Source organism: Vagococcus sp. QWL-13 (assembly GCF_058683555.1).
In genome coordinates this window covers 1,215,669-1,234,043 of sequence record NZ_CM178746.1, presented here as the reverse complement: position 1 = coordinate 1,234,043, position 18,375 = coordinate 1,215,669, and the positions used below count along the sequence as shown (strand labels likewise).

The window sequence follows — 18,375 nt, the reverse complement described above, 5'->3', positions numbered from 1 at the left end:
ATTAAATAAAATCTTTTATAAAATAAACTAATTTTATTTGAATTTTTTGAGGAAACAAGGCATAATTGGAATATAGATTTTTACCAACACTTAAAAGGAGAATTATTGTGAAAAAAAACACAAATAAACGGATTATATTTAATTACATCCGTGAAAATAAATTTGCAACACGTCAAGACTTACAATTTAATCTAGGCTTTAGCTTGCCAACTATTCATCTCTACATCAACGAACTTTTAGAAGAAAAGTTAATCATTGAGTCAGGCATTGAAAAAAATACGGGCGGTCGTAACTCCAAACGTTATTCCCTTAATGCTGATTTTAAATTTGCCATTGGGGTTGATATCACGCAAAACCATATTACTGTTGTTTTAATCAATTTACTTGGCAAAATCATTGATGTCATACGGATAAGAGAAAAATTTGTGCAAACAGACGGCTACTCTCAAATTCTTGGTAACTTAACTCAAGAAATCATTGATAAAAATAATTTAACACCTGCACAAGTTTTGGGATGTGGACTCGGCCTGCCAGCACTAACTAACGAAAAAAATAATGAGATTATCTACGGTGAAATTTTAAAGTTAAAAGACCTTGACCTTGCCACATTTACTAAATATATTCCCGTAAATTCTTTATTGTATAATGATGCTAATGCTGCCGGCTATGCAGAGACGTTCACTAATTTTCCGAATAGCGCAACTTTTTATTTAATGCTCAGTAATAATGTCGGTGGATCTGTCTTGATTAATGGGGAAGTTTATACGGGTAATACTTTAAAAAGCGGTGAAGTGGGTCATTTTACATTGTACCCTGACGGCGAACAATGTTACTGTGGTCTAAAGGGATGCACAGATCCTTACCTGTCTGCCACCGTTCTTTCAAATCTGACAGAAGGAAATTTGCAGAAATTTTTCGAAGATTTGCCCGATTCTCTAGAACTACAAACTATTTGGCAAAAATACTGCCATGACTTAGTCTTAACTATCCATAACTTGCGGATGCTTTTTGACAGCGACATTATTCTGGGGGGATATGTGGGGGCTTATATGGAGCCTTATATCGAAGGTATTAATAAAAAGTTGGAACAGTATAATACCTTTGGTGATAAAATTGATTTTGTTAAACCATGTGCGTATAAGGAAGAAGCCATTGCTACTGGATCCGCTTTGCCTTTTGTCAATAATTTTTTAGATGAGGTCCAGTAAAAATCAGTAAAAAAATCGAGAGAGGATTTATTCTCTCTCGATTTTTTGCTTTTTTATCTCCTATCAAACCGACTCATATCTTTCTTTATCGTAAGTATCCCTGAACTCCTTAGGTGTCATACCGTTTAACTTTTTAAACATTTTTGAAAAATAATTCGTATTATTGAAACCTGTCTTCTGAGCAATCTCATTGATAGTATAAGAAGTATGTAAAAGCAAATCCTGTGCTTTTTTTATCCGGATTTGATTTAAATACTGGTTGAAACTAAGTTCTGTTTCTTTTTTAAAAACTTGTCCTAGATAAACGGCATTCATATATAATTCTTCGGCAACTGACTTTAGGGAAATATCTTTGGAAGAATCCGTCAAAATCATCTCCATCACTTTTTGTACAACTTGAGAGTATCGTTTGCCGGAAATCCTTGAAGAAGTATTATCCAACACATTTTCTAAGATTCCTTTCAATTCATCTATCGTATTCACCTGACGGATTTCTTCAATAACTGCTTCGTAATCTGTTGCCGACATTCCTGAAAACTGTCGGTACATATCCGTAAACAATAGAAAGCTGACTGTCTTTACATGTTCCGGATCAGCTTGCAGTTCCTCCAATTGTAAAAAAATTTGATCCAGTTCGCTTCTGATAGTTTTATAATCGCCAATCATCAACGCTTTATTAAAAGAAAGATAGGGAAGCTCTTCCTCTTCCTGATCGATGATGTCTATTGTTTGAATCCTTTGGGCAGATGCCAAATCTGGATAAAAAGTCTGGATTTTTTCAAGCTGTTTGATTTTGTCAAAACTGACATAAAGATTTTCCCATTCATAAACCGTCTCTCCAACAAGAATCTGACAATCCGATTCCTTTAAAACTCGTTCAAGCTGACGCAAATTGATTAGGAGCAGTTGTCGTTTACCTGCATAAATCAAATATTTTTGGCCTTCTTTTCCCTGAATATTTACCCACATTTTCTGACCATCTGACTCAAATTTCTCTACCACTTCTTCTAAGTGAGACTTGGCACTGCTAAATAACACGGGAGTATAGGGAGCACTCATATTAGGGAAATATTTTTCCATCATTTGTTCAAACTCAACTTCATTAAGCTCATCTTGCAACCACTTCATTAGCTGGTTCTCAACATAGAAAAGTGCTTTCATCTGATTTTCTTTGCGCTTTTCCAATTCATCTTTGATGTTCAAGACGCTTTGTTTCAATTCTTCTTTATTGACCGGTTTAACTAAATAATCTTTAACTCCTAGTGAAATTCCCCGTTTAACATAGTCAAATTCACGATAACCGGAGAGAATAATCGTAAAAAAGAATCGTGATGTTTTTTGTGCCTCTTCTACCAACTCAATACCGCTCATTTCAGGCATTGTTATGTCTGTAATCATTAAATCAACTGGAAACTTTTTTAAATAATTCAGTGCATCACGGGCATTTTTAGAGGTGTGAACAATTTCAAAACCTAATTCTTCCCAATCAAGAATTTTTTTCAACCCTTCAAGAATCATGTATTCATCATCGACTAACAAAATTTTATACTTTGCCATCTTCAAGCACTTCCCTTTTCAGCAAAATCCTCACTGTAAAACCATCATTTTCCTCCGAAAAAATTTCAAGACGATAATTTCCACCAAAATAAGACATTAATCTTTCGTGAATATTTTTTAGACCAATCGAATCGCTAAGGTCGGGAGTTCTACTAAAAAGTTTTGTTTCAATACTTTTCAATCTTGGAGCTGAAACTCCCTTGCCGTTATCAGAAATTTGAATCACAAGAGAATCATCTTCTATAAATGCCTTGATACTGATAGCATTATCCATCCGCTGATAATCAATTCCGTGTATGAAATAATTCTCAACAATGGGTTGTAAAATAAATTTAGGCAAAACCAAATTTTCCATCTGTTCATCAAGATTGACATGATAAGCAATTACATCTGGAAATCTCATCTGGTAAAGATACACATATTTTTCGCAAAAATCTACTTCTTCCCGCAGTGTTGCGGTTTTTCCAGAGCTGATATTATTACGAAGCAAAGCAGAAAAAGCATAAACCACATCTGCCAGTTCTTCCTGATCTTGGCTTAAAGCATACATCCGAATATATTCCAGCGTATTGGATAAAAAATGAGGGTTGATTTGAGCTTGCAATGCCTTCATGTGAGCATCCCTTTGTTTGATTTCCAGATTGTAAATATTATCAATGTATTGATTGATACTTTTGATCATATGATTAATAGCGACGGAAAGATCCTTCAGCTCTAGCTGGACTGTTGACGTGTCAATTTGTTTCTTCAAATCTCCTTCACTGACTTGTTGAGTCACTTCCACGATTTGAGCAATTTGTAAGTAATATCTTTTAAAAGTCTTTTGCAAAGTCACCAGAAGTAAACTAATCACTAACCCGCCAATCACAGCAAGACCGGCCAAAAAAACAGCAATTTCTTTAAATACTGCTTTTTTACTTTGCATCACTAGAATCAGTGTATTATCCTTGCCTGTTCGCCTGCTAAAAAAGTATTCTTTGTTTAACAGCTGCTCAAAATTTATTTTTTGAACAGCGGATTTTTCAGTGATTTCACTAAGTTCAGGAGGATGCTTATCATTACTCTCCGAAAAAATAATTTGACCGTTATTTGAAAATATATAGCTGCTGAAATCTTCACTGGACAAATACTGTTCAGAAGATGCAATTGGTTCTTTCGAAAAAGTAATATACAGCTTCCCTACAGTTTTCGATGCAAGGGGCTCTCGGATAGTCCGGAACATGTAGAGTTTATCCGTCATATCCGGTTGTTCTCGCAATAACAATCCTCGTTTGTTTTTTCTATCTGCATGAATGACATAATCAGACTCATCCAAAACTATATCAATCGTTTCTATTTCGGAATAATTATTAATAATGGCAGAAAGTTTATTTGGAAAAAATATATTCTCTCCTTTAGTCATATAAAATTCTTGAACGTAGTCAAAGTAGTCAGGTGGCGATTGTAAAATGTATTGACGCATAGCCTCAAAATTGGTTGCATTTGAAGTGATTTCACTCATGAAGCTGCCAATAATCCCATTTTTTTCGTCGATATAACGCTCCAACTCTGATAAACGGTATTCAATATTCATTTTTTTATCTTCAATATTCTGGAAAGTGTAATACGTGCCTATGCCAATCATCAATAATAAAATCACGATAAAAAGTAAGACACTATATAGCCACATCAGTTGATTGATTAAAAAATCCCGTTTAAAAAACTTTAAAATCTTACGCTTCATTGGTCATCTTCCCATCAATAAATGTCCGAGTTTTCAATGAAAGACTGTTAACAATGGCAAGTGCCAAACTAAACGAACCAAATAACAAAAGAGCCTTCATTTTCCAAGTCAATAATATGATACCAGCCAAGCCAGCAATCATTTTTATAAATGAACCAAAATCAATAAAGACACTGATAAACGAAAGTTTTAATAAATTCATTAGTCCGATGTCATAAACGCCATGATAAATGACACTATATAGATACAGCATTATCAGCAAAAGCAACAAAAAGAACAAAAGGAAATCAATCATCAACCAAAGGAGTCCTTCGATTTGAACAGACAAAAACAAGTTATAACCCAGCACTGCCATAATCGCTATAAAAAGATAAAAAAGAATATTTCCTCTCACGAAATTTTTTTTCCAGCGGTCGAAAGCAAAAGAAAATGTCAACTTTTGACCATCCAAAGGATAATTGCCTAAAAAATCAGCCATCATCAAAAAGGCAGGACCCATCCCTAAAATAAGACCTCCGCAAAGCGACATCAACCAGAAATACATATTCAATTTAATAATTCCCCAGCAAATCATAAAAAACTTGCTAATCCCTGAACTCACCATCTCTATTTCCCCCTTGTTACTGAATCTGCTGTGTAACTCTCCTGTTAAACTTATCATAGCATAAAGACAGGAGCTGGAAAATCAAGAGATTTTACGAGCCCCTGTCAGCTTAATAATCGACAGATTTATTATTGACGATAGTCGTCGTATTGTTTTTGCATCTCATCCCTAACTGTATCCCAGCCTGCTTCTTTAAGTTCTTTAAGCAACTCTGGAACTTTTTCTTCTGGATCAACTGTTCCTGTATTAAGGCTGGCACGGTAGCGGCTCATAATACTGGAGACGTTGGAAACTTCTGTTTTCACTGGATCTGTATTAAAGTTGAAACCAAGTATCGGTGACTCTTCAGCGTTGGCTATGTTTTCGTCACGTTCTTCAATCATCTCATCAGTGATTGTATCTTGTGTATAAAGGGCCAGGTTATTCCCGGTGTTCCAGGCAGACATATGCATGTTTGGCTGATAGCCGTCTAACAATTTTACTTTGTCATCACCAACTTTTTCCCAAGCTTCCCCTTCAACACCCCAAACCAGACCATTCAGCAATTCCGGATCACTGTTTAGCATTCCTAAGAATTCAACTGCTTTTTCTTTGTTTTTGGAGACATTTGCCACGGCAAAACTTGCCATTTGAGCTTGAGTTGTTGTCTTCAATTGTTTAGTGACAGGACGTGATACCAGTTCGTTGCCGCCAGCAGCATTGGTCAAGATTGTGTCACCATAGTCCATAGGTCCTTGGGTTTCTTCCCGCATGAACCAGTTAGCTTCTTGCAATGGATAGACAGTGTCATTAGTTGCAGCGTCTGCTGGGATATATCCAGCTTTGTACCATTTATGTAATGTTTTCAACAATTCCATTTGCTCTGGATGTTCATATTGGTTGATAATTTCTGTCGTATCCCCATCCAGAGAAATTGCAAACGGCATGTCTTTGCCTAAAGGATAATCAAAATTACCAGAAACATTGTAAATTTGTCCGATAGCGAAGCCTACGACATTAGGTTCTTTTTCATGCATAGTCTTCAGAGCATCTTCTGCATCTGCGTAAGAATTGATATCATCAATAGAAATATCATATTTGTCTAGGAATTGTTTATTAAACGTCAGCATTTGCTGTGCATAAACATTCCCATTGATTGGAAAAGCATAAAGTTTATCGTTAATCAAATTTCCTTTGATGTAAGCTTCATCTAATTGCTCATAAGCCTCTTTCGCGTATTTAGGAGCTAATTCAGTAATGTCGGCATAAGCACCTTTTTGAGCATTAATTACATAACCGTCAGCAAAAGCAATGTCAAAATTTTCACCTGATGAAATGATGGTATTCATTTTTTCAGCATAGTCACCCCAGCCGATATATTGCAAGTCGATTGTCGCACCGATTTCTTCTTTGATGCGTTTATTGGCAATCTCCATCAATTGATCGTAATTATCCGGTTTGTCACCGATTTGGTACATCAACAATGTCGTAGAATCATCGTCTCCAGCTGACTCTTTTTTCTTGTCACCAGATCCACAAGCAGCCAACCCAAGTGTTAAAGCCAAAACACTTGAAAAAGCCAATACTCTTTTCCACGTTTTTTTCATCCATAATTCCTCCTAAAATTTATTCTTTCACTCCGCCGATTGTCAACCCACCCACAAAATATTTCTGGAAAAAAGGATACGTCAGTGCAATCGGTAAAGTAGAAATCACTACAATTGCCATCCGTGCTGCTTCTGTTGGCAATGCTGCTATATCGCCCTGCATTTGTGCTGCTGAAGCAGTGTTTCTAGCTAGGTAATCCATATTGTTAGTAATCTTCATCAGTAAAAACTGCAAAGATACTAACGAGTCACTCTGAATATAAAGCAACGAGTTAAGCCAGTCATTCCAGTAACCAACCGCCGCAAACAAACTGATCGTTGCAATACCGGGCACCGCCAGCGGCAAAACAATACTTCTGAAGATTTTCATTTCAGTTGCACCATCGATTCGGGCAGACTCAATAATACTGTCTGGAATCGTCTTGATAAAGAATGTCCGCATCACCAGAATATTAAAAGGTGCCAGTGCTAAAGGCAAAATCAATGCCCAAATTGTGTCAGTCAGCCGCAGCAAATTGCTCATGACTAGATAATTAGCCACCATCCCTGGTGTAAACAACATCGTAATCAATGCGAACAAGGTAAAGAATTTTCTGAAAGGAAAGTTAGAGCGTGAAATCACATACGCATAAAGCGACGTAATCGTTGCATTTACTATCGTTCCTACTACTGTTACTAAAACAGAAACACCAAATGCCGTTAAAATTTTAGACTTCATCGCACCACTGAATAAATACTTATAAGCCGCAAAAGACGTTTGCTCTGGCCAAAACTGATAGCCATTGACCGCTAAGCTGCTTTCGTCAGTCACAGAAATGATAATGACAAAGATAAAAGGCAGCACACATGATAGAGCAAAAATCGCCATAAATATGTTCACAAAAAAATTAGTGCCCGGGCTAAAGGTACGAACTTGTACTTTATTTATTTTTTTCTTATTCATTTACAGCCCTCCTCTAGAATAAAGCCGATTCCGGTTCAATTTTCCGTATGACAAAGTTTGCCAGCAACAACAGGCAAGCACCCACAAATGACTGATACAAACCGGCTGCCATGGCCATTCCCATATCTCCTGTTTTAGCCATCGCATTATAAATGTAGGTATCAAGTACGGAAGTTACTGACCAAAGTGCATCTGATTTCATCGGAACATTATAGAATAAACCAAAATCTGCACGGAAAATACCACCAATATTTAAAATCAGCAATACTAGCATCATTGGTCTGATTTGCGGCAACGTCACGTTTTTAAGTTGCTGCCATTTGCTGGCACCATCCACCATTGCTGCCTCATAATAGGTTGGGTCTATACCGACAACTGACGCATAGTAGATAATACTGTTGTAGCCGAGATTCTTCCACGAATTCAGGAAAACAAAAATCAAAGGCCACCATGTGACGTCTGAATACCAGTGAATCTTTTCCCCGCCAGACCCGGTGATCCAAGCATTCAGTATCCCTTTGTCAGTACTCAGGAAAGCATATACAAAATAAGAAATGACGACCCATGATAAAAAGTAAGGCAATAAAGACATGGTGTGATAAACTTTCACGCCGCGTTTATTTCTCATTTCGCTCATAATAATAGCAAAAGCAATTGCCAAAAATAGATTTACTGCTAAAAAGACAAGGTTATATCCTAAAGTGTTTCTAGTAATCAACCAAGCATCTTTAGAACTAAATAAAAACTTAAAATTATCAAACCCTACCCACTCGCTCAATCTCAAGCTGGCAAAAAATCCATCTGGAGAAATTCTAAAATTTTTAAAAGCCACCACATTGGCAAAGACTGGTATATAAAAGAAAAAGATAAACCAGATAAAACCGGGCAGCGCCATCAACAATAAGGCTTTGAACTGCCAAACCTGAGCCCAAAAACCTTTCTTTTTCTTCTTTTTCATTTTCTCATCTCCTCTCGTCTACTATCATACCGCTTTCAAACGTTGAAAATAATGAACAAACTAAAGGAAACTTGAAACAAATTAAAGATAAATGACAGTTCCTATTATCAGTTGTTGGATACCATGTTTTTTTATTCTAGAATGTTTTAGATTCTTGATGCTTCAACACAAAAAGCTCAACGATGTTTCATCATTGAGCTTTTTTTAATTCATGTTTTTATTTTTTCACTATTGTTAACCGGAATGCTCTGCCGCTGCTTTTTGTCCCAGCAGCAGACAGCCGGTAATGCCGCTCTGATTTGGCAACCCCCACGGGACAATATAGTCCGTGACTTCTGGTGTCTCTACATAACCAGCCATCTGTTCAACAAACTGCTGTCTGATTTTATGTAATAAGTGATTCTGATTCATTACCCCGCCGCCCAAAACAATTCGGTCCGGTGCAAACGTCAAAGTGTAAGCAATCAGTGCCTGTGCAATATAAAAAGCTTCAAATGTCCAAACTGCATGGTCTTCGGGCAAATGCTGTCCTTTAATTCCCGTCCGAGCTTCTAATGAAGGTCCTGCAGCAACGCCTTCAAGGCAATCTTGATGGTAAGGGCAGGTGCCTTTATAGTCATCATCAGGATGACGCTTGACAAATATATGCCCCATCTCGGGATGTGTCCTGCCTGAAAAAACTTGTTCGTCAACCACAACACCGCCACCGATACCAGTTCCCACAGTTAGATAAACACAACTTTTTAATCCTTTGGCTGCCCCAAGTTTTAACTCGCCGTATGCCGCAGCATTGACATCTGTTGTCCATTCAATTGGAACTGCATATCGTTTTTGAACAGCTCCCAAGAAGTCAAATTGTTGCCAGCCTTTTTTTGGTGTTGCTAAAATGTAACCATAGTTCTCTTTTGCTGGATCGATACCAATCGGGCCAAAAGAACCGATGCCTATACTAATTAAGTCAAACTGATCAAAAAAAGTAAAAATTTCTTTCATTGTGGCTTCCGGAGTCGTTGTAAGAATCGATACTTGCTCCAATATGTTTAAATCTTCGTCAGCAACAGCACAAACCATCTTGGTTCCGCCTGCTTCAATACCGCCATAATACATTATTGATCCTCCTTAAAGCCGATGGTTCTAATTTCATAAGGACTTAGTTCAGGGGATACTTCGCTGGACAAATCCTTTTCCAGAAGATTCAGTAACACAAGTCCTGAACTGGAATCTTTTTTAACAGAAACAAGGCTTGTCTTTTCCGACAAATTATAACCTCTCAATATTAACTGCTGGGTCACTTTATGACGTTTTAATGCTGTTACCGCAAAGGTTTCACCACTTATGTCAATGTAGCGGTCTATCGCCGACCATTGTCCTTCATGATGAGCAGACTGGGCGGCAACCAGAGGAACTTGCAATGCCTGAGCCTGTTTATAGGCTTCAAACCTGTCCTCTGCAGCATGAAATTCAATGCCATACGACAAAGTATGCTCTCCCTGACATTGAGCCTCTGGGGTAGGAAAATATCCCCAATCCCCCATCTCCCCTGTGCAGCGCAATAAAGTCAAAGCAATTGTGTTTTCTACAATCTCATATTCATTCAGACCAAAATTATTTACCGTTACCCCAACATCACTGTCGTGGATACTAACAAAAGCGTGCTGGTGCTGTGGATTGGATGGATTTTCCCAATGTTCAGAAGGTTGATTATTTCTCACTACTGTTTCATAGATACTGTCAGCGACATGCGTCGAACTAGCCAAACCTGTGGGGAACATCACCCGCAGACGATGGTCTTTTGCTTGATTGTCCACAGTAGTTTGAAAAGAAACGCGACTGGTTTCGCGGTCAAGAGAAATGACTGTTTCGATTTTAAAATCAATAAGCTCTTCGGACCTTTGAGCTTGACGATGGCGAAATTCCACCACTGCTTGTTGTTCCACTGCTAAGAGCTCATCTGCCGAGGGAGGAATTCGCATCTGGTGAGTCAGACGGATACTTCCAGCCACAGTAGAATTTTCAAGAATTTCTATTTCATAAGGAAAATCTGTTGATAAAATAGCATTGTCACCTGCAGGCTGTTTAAAAATATATTCATTGCCGATATCACCGACATTTTCAAATACCAGCAAGTTGTCAAGAGTCTGGTCCAATTGCTTATTCGTCAGGGAAAGACTGCCATCTTTTGCAACAATCACCTTAATTTTATCATTTTCTAAAACTCGACCTTCATCTTTTACGATTTCCTCGACTGACGGTGAAGCTTCACTAATGACCAAAGTCATAGTTTCCCAAGAAAATGCTGGCATTTCAGATATCATCACTCTAACTTTTACAAATTTTTCCATATATGGAATTCGGAAAGCTTCTTTAGGCAAATCGTAATTGAAACGCACTTCTTCTACCCCGATGTCTGCGGGCAGAACTCTACCTTCAGCATCGATTACTTGATAATTTTTAGAAGGAGCATTTTTTAAGGAGCGAAACAACTCGCTTGGGATGCCCTCTTTAAATAGTTTACGTTCTAATGAAATTTCCACTTCTGCTATATCACTGCGTTTCACACCAGTAGTGTTAAATACGACAAAAGGCCAACTATTTTCTGGAAATCCTTTAGTATCAATGGCTTCTGTCAGTGTTGTCAAAGCCTCATCTGCCAGAAATTTACCAACTTCAAATGATTTTTCAAAGCGCGGTATCATTTCCCGGTGAACCTCGTCGACTGAACAACCGCAAATACTGTCATGAGGATGATTCTGTAATAGCAGTTTCCAAGCATAGTCAAGTTGATCATGAGGATAATTGCCAGTCAATTCGTAAGCCATGGCCGAAAGAGGTTCAGCAATGTTTTCTAGTTGACGGGAAACCTTAGTATTCCACTGTTTTAAGTAAACTCTTGACGATGCTGTATTGGCTAATGTGTACCAGCCATCTGTTTCCTGACTAGTCAGCTCCCCTTGAACAGTTCCTATATTTTCAGGCAAATCCCCTTCAACCGCATCCAAATACTCGGTAAAGCTGGAATGCACAAATTCATATTCCGGGAACAATTCATTTGCCACACGAATCGCTTCAGTTACATCTTTTTGAACTGGCTGGTGGTCCACACCGTTCATCATCAACAGATGTCTGGTGGAACCGTATTTTTCTACATCTGCTAGTTTCTTTTGCCAAAAGATTTGAGCTTCTTGTTTGTCCACGGGGATTTCGTTGCCATTACTGTACCAGTTAGCAAACAATAACCCGAAGATTCGGCTGCCATCTGGACCGTCCCAGTACATTTCAGAGTATTGGGAAGCATAGTTGTCATCGGGAAGCACTTCATTATCAAACCCGATAGGCTTGACTCCTCTGCCAAAAGCTGCCCGTTTCAGCCCGGCCTGCAACATCAATTGCGGTGCTTGACCCATGTTGCCAAAGGTATCAGGGAAATAGCCCAAAGCTACTGGCGTACCCCATTTTTCACTTTCAGAAACACCAATCAGCATGTTGCGGACATTGGATTCTGAACTAATCAAAAAATCATCTTGCAAAATATAAAATGGGCCGATTTGCAATTTTCCAGCTGTGATTGCTGCTTGCACAGCTTCTTTTTTTTCCGGACGAACTTCCAAGTAATCGTCAAGAAGAATCGTTTGTCCATCTAAATGAAAGCTATGAAAATCCTCATCTGTTTCAAACAATTCAAGCAAATCATCCATAAGTTCGACTAAACGCATATGATGTTGTTCATAGGCCATATACCATTCACGGTCCCAATGACTGTGGGAAACAATATAAACTTTTTTCTTCATCAAAAATCTCCTTATTTTTCCACCCGTATATCAAAATAATCCATGACTAATTCGCAAAACATCATGTTCGCCCAAGAGAACCACTCCCTTGTATATTGATTAGGATCATTAACATCAAAACCTTCATGCATCAAATGAGTTCCTGCATCATTGGCTACTAACAAATCTAAAATCCTCTTCTTCTCATTTTTATCGGAAGTAGTCATTCCTTCCATTGCTAAAGCAATTGGCCAAACATAATTTTCCGGCGTATGAGAACTGCCGATACCTTTAGCATATTTTCCTTCATAAAAATAAGGATTTTCACTGCTTAATAATGTGTTCCGGGTAGTCTGATACAATGGGTCTCTTTCGTCTGTGTAACCTAGGTAAGGTGCAGAAATCAGATTTGGGACATTACTGTCATCCATCAGCGTTGCATGGCCCAACCCGTCCACCTCATAAGCGTAAACAGTTTCTCCCGCCTTGTTTTTGGTGATACCGTGTTTTTGAATACCAGCATTAATTTCTTCTTTCAGGGTTTTCGCTTTTTCAACAATCGCCTGATCATCCAATATCGATGAAAAAATTTCAGCTATGTAGTCCAAAATGACAACAGCAAACATATTGGAAGGCACTAGGTAGCCATAAATACAGCGGTCATCGCTTGGCCTGAAACCTGACCAAGTCATTCCAGTTGGTGCCACTTCTGCCCCTCTGCCCTCATTGATTAAGGTATCTTCTTCACGCCAAGTATCCCGCATAAAAGTGTAAGGTGACGCGGCATGATTTTGCTCAGTGGCAAAAACTGTCAGAATTTTTTTGACTCCTTCAACGAAATTCTTGTTGAATTGATCTGTTTTCCCAGTATTTTTGTAAAGCAGGTAAGCTAACTGGACAGGATAGCAAAGGGAATCAATTTCGTATTTGCGCTCCCAAATCCAATCATTCATTTCTGTTTGATCGTCTTGGTGGCCGGCACCGTTTGCCTCTTCGTTAAATGCATTAGCATAAGGGTCCAAGTTGATATAGAAAAATTGTTTTTTCACTAAACCACTAATCATCTCTGCCAAATCTTCGTCTTCTTTGGCAACTACCAAATACGGACGCACTTGAGCAGTTGAATCTCTTAACCACATCGCCGGAATGTCGCCTGTTAAAAGGAAAGTAGTGCCATCTTCATGACGTTTGACAGTTGTTAATAGTGTATTGGCGAAAGCGGCATTAAAATTTTCTGCCCAATGAGCATGCTCCACTCCACACTTAATTGTAATAGTTTCCATAAATTCCTTGACTGAATGCGGGATTTCTTTGTAAACCATATTATCACCTATCCTTTTTGTTATATCAATAATTCAAAACAAGTATAACTTGATATACCATTTTTGTCCATAATAAATTAAAAACAATTGATTAAATACGTTTTAAGTAGTATTATTAAATCAAATGATATATCAACAAGAGGGGGTTTACCATGTCTCAGCCTTTATATAAAAAAATATTCGAAGATTTAAAAAAGGAAATTCTCCAAGGAAAAAGACCTGTGGAAAGCCAGTTACCTACGGAAAAAGAACTTTCAGAACTCTATGAGGTCAGCCGTATCACTTCCAAACGTGCATTGACTGAGCTGGAGCAAGAGGGCTACATTTACCGGGTACAAGGGAGCGGCAGTTTCGTTAAACCAAGAAATGGCACTTTAGCATCTGCAGCCGAAAAAAATAAAATTTTATTTATCTTACCTTTCAGCAACAATGCTCCTATGGGAAATTTTAATGAAGGTTTCTATCCGCCGCTTCAGGAAAGAGGAATGGAGCTGTTGATGACCCCATCAAGCTATCTTGATGGCCAAACAACTGAAAATTTAATGAATGAATTTGATGGTCTTCTTTATTATGCTGAAAACACTGAAAGTCACATTGATTTACTCTATGAATTAGCCATCCAAGATTTTCCGGTGGTCATCCTTGATAAAATCATTTACGATCTTCCCTTTCCCACGGTTCTGCCTGATAACTTTGAAGGGGGAAAAATTGCTGCTGAAAGATTGATTCAATTGGGCCATGAGCGGATCGCTTATATTTTCGGTTCCGAGATTCATCCCCAATCTGTCCGCCAACGTTATCTTGGCTATCTTGACGGTCTAAATAATCACCGACTTGATTTTAGAACACAACTTGATGACAACAGTGCAACAATAACAAATGCTGCAACTTATTTACATCAAAATGAGATTACTGCTGCTGTATGTGAAAACGACATTACCGCTATTGAACTGATGCGGCAGTTAAAGCAACTAGACTCTCGCATTCCAGAAGATTTCTCAGTCTTTGGCTTTGATAATATTCAGGCGGCAAGCCTAGTTGAAATCCCATTGTCTACCATTGCACAAAATTTCAAAGCCCTCGGACAATTGGCAGCACAGACCTTGTTGGAGGAAATCCAACAAACAAGCAAGCAACTTCGAGTCTTAAAAGTCCCTGTCTCTTTAATTGAGAGAAATTCCACCGCAACAGTTTCCAGAGAAATTGATTTGGACAAAGGAGAAGCAACTTTATGATAACTATTGACACACGGCATGGTACAAATAATCAATACAGCTTTTCTCATGGGAATTGTCTGCCGTACACAGGTGTTCCTTTTGGGATGAACTATTTTGCCCCGCAAACAACCGATCAAAATGGCAGTTGGTGGTTCCATCCGGAAGACCGCACTTTCCAAGGTTACCGCCTGACCCATCAACCTAGTCCCTGGATGGGAGATTTTAGCCACCTTATTTTCCAGCCTTTATCAGGAAAGATTGAAAAGCAGCAGCTTTTTCATGCACAGACTTCTTACCGTCCTGAAGAAAGTATCTTTCAACCCTCTATGCTCAAAATCAAAAGCTGCCGTTACCAGTTAGTATCTCAGTTGATTCCCAGCATGTACGGCGGAATTCTTGTTATGGAAGGATTGATGGACGATGCCGGATTAGGTTTATTTCTCCCCGGACGTTATAAGCTTCAACAAATTGACGCACACACTATTAAAGGGGAAGTCATTAATTTTTCTGGAACTGAGGACCCTGATTTTACTTTTTATTTTACTTTATCGTTTAAAGAATCTGTTCAAACCGTAGAAGGAGACTTATCAGGAGAAGATTCTTTTATCATCATTAGATTTGGCGCGCTTAATTATCAAGAAATCCGCTTGGGTACCTCTTTTATTTCCCCTGAACAAGCTGCTCTAAATCTTAGCCGGGAACAAAAACAAAAGGCTTCTGAGTATTTACAAAATTCACAAAATAAATGGGAAGAATACCTGAACCGTATCAGAGTTGAACACCATGACAAAAATCAAGTAAATACTTTTTATCATAATATGTACCGGATGTTTTTATTCCCCCAGACCTTCTATGAAATCAATGTTGAAGGTGGAAAAATTCATTATGACACTTACAATAAAAAGATACGTCCGGGAGTCCTTTATACAAACAATGGCTTTTGGGATACTTACAAGACCGTCTATCCCCTCTTTTCGCTTATTGCTCAAGAAAAATATGAAGAAATCTTAGAAGGACTGCTCAATAGCTACCGCGAAACTGGTTTTCTACCAAAATGGCTGTCTCCTGACGAACGGGGATTAATGCCTGGAACATTAGTCGATGCGGTGATTGCCGATGCAGCAGTCAAAGATATCCGGTCTGATTTAATGCCTGAATTTTTGGAGGCGATGAAAACAGGAGCAACCGTTCAGTCAACCGACTCTAAATACGGTCGGCAAGGAACAAAAGATTATTTAACATACGGTTATGTGCCCGCCGACTACCACGAATCTGTTAATCATACCTTGGACTATTGTTACAGTGACTACTGTATTCAAAAAGTAGCCAATCTGTTATCCGACCCTGAAGCAGATTTTTATCGTTCACAGGCGACAAACTACCGGAACATTTTTGACCCTCAGACAAAATTTATGCGGGCAAAGGACAAACAAGGACGTTTCCGCGAACCTTTTGATTTCCATAGTTGGGGAAAAGACTACGCTGAAGGCAGTGCCTGGCAAAACAGTTTTGCTGTCTATCATGACTTTGCCGGATTAATCAAACTTTATGGCGGGGAGAAAGCTTTCCAACAAAAAATTATTGAACTATGTAACCAAGCTCCCATTTACCGAACGACCGGTTACGGCTTTGAAATTCATGAAATGAGCGAGATGGCTGCCATTGAATTTGGCCAACTAGCAATATCAAACCAGCCTAGCTTTCATCTTCCGTATTTATTCAGCTACATTGGCAAACCTGAAATGGCTCAGCCTCTTTTAAAACAGTTGATGACTCAATGTTTTTCTGCCACTCCTTCAGGATATCCCGGGGATGAAGATAACGGCAGCATGGCAGGTTGGTTTATCTTCAATAGTCTTGGTTTTTATCCAGTTTGTCCCGGAAGCGGAGAATATGTGATTGGGTTACCCCTTTTTGATCAAGCAACTGTTTATTTGTCCAACGGAAATAAGCTAACACTACGCAGCTCCCCAAATCATTCCCAACAACAGTTCCTTCATGGGGTTAAACTGAATGATGAATCCTATGAGAAATTGTTCTTTAGTCATGAAACACTAGTCAAGGGCGGACAAATCGACTATCATTTAGGCATCGTTCCAACACCTAGGGACTACGAACGAACTGACTATCCATATAGTTTAAGCCAATAAAGTAAATAGTAATTACCTACTCGTGATATGTACCGGCTCTTTAAACGTAGATTCGCTGTCTGTTTTGAAAGGTCGGTACACGGCAGCTGGTTTTCAATACATTTCATTTGTTAAATTAAGTTAGAATAAATTGCCTGTTGTACATAACTCAAAAAGCCTTCAATAAGTGTTTGATAGTTTAATGATTTTCTAGGGGTATGATTCCTGTGACAACTCACAGAAGAAATAAATTCTTGACTGACATCCCTAAAATCTGTTGATTTAGGTAAACTATCACGTCTAAGCAGTCCATTTGAATACTTATTTAAAGCCCGCTATGAAGGGTACCAGGATCGGCAAAGTAACTATCAATATCATTGACATTACTGATAGTTTTCCAATTAGAAAATTCTTTGCCACAATCAAAAGTAATGGATTTAAATAAGCGTTTGAAAACAGATTCGAACCACTGATTCAATCTATTTTCGGTGTTTATGGCTTGTCTCCCCTGTGGTTTCAGTGTAATGATCACTTTAGATAAACGTTCAACGAATGTGATAACGGCACTTTTGTGTTTGGCACCGACAATCGTATCCCCTTCAAGATGACCAAGTTCTTTTGAATAGTTGGTGTACTCGCTTTTTCGTTGATGGATCGAACATCGAAAGTTTTTTTGCCATGCCTTTCCTGATGCCCGATGAGCTTACGCTTTCCTTTAAAAGGAAAGTCAAGCACGTTGAATGGGCTTTTTTTCAAACATACGATAGAGTGTGCGTACAGAGCAATTGATTGGGAATTCTGCACGACCAACGATAGCATCAGGCGGCCAGTCTTGAGTGTTTTAATTGACGTGCAACGTTAGCAACAGATTCGTTTATTTTGAAATAAGATTCTATCATTACGATTTCATTTGGTATAAGATGAGTACAGGTCATTTATATGCATTCCTTATAATTCTGTGGTAGGAACTATTTTGAGTGTGACACAAATGACTTTTTAGTTGTCTAGCTCAATTTTACAATTGGCGTAAATAAAAAAATATAGTTCTTCTGTTACTATTAAAGCGTCTAAACAAAAACAGTAAGGAGAACTATATGCCATGACTCAGAATTATAGAGCCAGGGCTAATTATTTTAGCTGTTTCTAAAGAAGCATATCAAGACAAGCAATCATTGATTATTGACACCCACTATTTACCCGCTGCCAAAGCTTACCAAAAATGTGGTTCTAGTTCTACTGACCATAAAGAAAGTCACATTGTCGTTAAAAATGGTCTAAATCTTCTATGATTCGCTCGGAGAATTATCATCACATGCCTACCGTGATGAAGCTGAAGAAACAGAAATATTTTTGTCGCAATT

Annotated in this window: 12 protein-coding genes and 1 pseudogene; 3 read left to right on the top strand and 10 right to left on the bottom strand. The window is 38.4% G+C overall.

The features are described 5' to 3' along the window. Positions 1–107: 107 nt before the first annotated feature. A complete protein-coding gene (locus AC4PHI_RS05695; RefSeq protein WP_492201343.1) occupies positions 108–1,208 on the top strand; it encodes an ROK family protein in 1,101 nt (366 codons plus the stop codon). Positions 1,209–1,271: 63 nt separating this feature from the next. Here AC4PHI_RS05695 and AC4PHI_RS05690 read toward each other — a convergent pair whose 3' ends face one another. From AC4PHI_RS05690 to AC4PHI_RS05650, 9 genes are all read right to left on the bottom strand, one after another. Beyond that, positions 1,272–2,765, bottom strand: a complete 1,494-nt coding sequence (locus tag AC4PHI_RS05690; RefSeq protein ID WP_492201342.1) for a response regulator transcription factor — start codon at positions 2,763–2,765, stop codon at positions 1,272–1,274. Then, positions 2,752–4,488, bottom strand: coding sequence for a sensor histidine kinase (locus AC4PHI_RS05685; protein ID WP_492201341.1), 1,737 nt, complete (start codon positions 4,486–4,488; stop codon positions 2,752–2,754). The genes AC4PHI_RS05690 and AC4PHI_RS05685 overlap by 14 nt, the downstream gene beginning before the upstream one ends. Further along, positions 4,478–5,092: a YesL family protein gene (locus tag AC4PHI_RS05680; protein WP_492201340.1), complete on the bottom strand. Its 615-nt coding sequence runs from the start codon at positions 5,090–5,092 to the stop codon at positions 4,478–4,480. Before AC4PHI_RS05680 ends, AC4PHI_RS05685 begins: the two co-directional genes overlap by 11 nt. Before the next feature lie 128 nt (positions 5,093–5,220). Beyond that, on the bottom strand, positions 5,221–6,678 hold the full coding sequence (locus AC4PHI_RS05675; protein ID WP_492201339.1) for an ABC transporter substrate-binding protein: 1,458 nt from the start codon (positions 6,676–6,678) through the stop codon (positions 5,221–5,223). Between the two features lie 19 nt (positions 6,679–6,697). After that, positions 6,698–7,621 (bottom strand): carbohydrate ABC transporter permease, encoded by a 924-nt coding sequence (locus tag AC4PHI_RS05670; protein ID WP_492201338.1) that lies wholly within the window; start codon positions 7,619–7,621, stop codon positions 6,698–6,700. Between the two features lie 13 nt (positions 7,622–7,634). After that, entirely contained in the window at positions 7,635–8,579 is a 945-nt protein-coding gene (locus AC4PHI_RS05665; RefSeq protein WP_492201337.1) for an ABC transporter permease, read from the bottom strand. 234 nt (positions 8,580–8,813) lie between these two features. Then, positions 8,814–9,686, bottom strand: a complete 873-nt coding sequence (locus AC4PHI_RS05660; protein WP_492201336.1) for an ROK family protein — start codon at positions 9,684–9,686, stop codon at positions 8,814–8,816. After that, entirely contained in the window at positions 9,686–12,367 is a 2,682-nt protein-coding gene (locus tag AC4PHI_RS05655; protein ID WP_492201335.1) for an alpha-mannosidase, read from the bottom strand. Before AC4PHI_RS05655 ends, AC4PHI_RS05660 begins: the two co-directional genes overlap by 1 nt. Before the next feature lie 11 nt (positions 12,368–12,378). After that, entirely contained in the window at positions 12,379–13,668 is a 1,290-nt protein-coding gene (locus AC4PHI_RS05650; protein WP_492201334.1) for a glycoside hydrolase family 125 protein, read from the bottom strand. Positions 13,669–13,820: 152 nt separating this feature from the next. Here AC4PHI_RS05650 and AC4PHI_RS05645 point away from each other — a divergent pair, with 152 nt between their 5' ends. Together AC4PHI_RS05645 and AC4PHI_RS05640 are read left to right on the top strand one after the other, a co-directional pair. Further along, a complete protein-coding gene (locus AC4PHI_RS05645; protein ID WP_492201333.1) occupies positions 13,821–14,903 on the top strand; it encodes a GntR family transcriptional regulator in 1,083 nt (360 codons plus the stop codon). Then, entirely contained in the window at positions 14,900–17,035 is a 2,136-nt protein-coding gene (locus AC4PHI_RS05640; RefSeq protein ID WP_492201332.1) for a GH92 family glycosyl hydrolase, read from the top strand. The genes AC4PHI_RS05645 and AC4PHI_RS05640 overlap by 4 nt, the downstream gene beginning before the upstream one ends. A 110-nt stretch (positions 17,036–17,145) precedes the next feature. Here the strand turns inward: AC4PHI_RS05640 and AC4PHI_RS05635 are convergent. Continuing rightward, positions 17,146–17,949 (bottom strand): annotated as a pseudogene (locus AC4PHI_RS05635) (IS30 family transposase). Positions 17,950–18,375 lie beyond the last annotated feature (426 nt).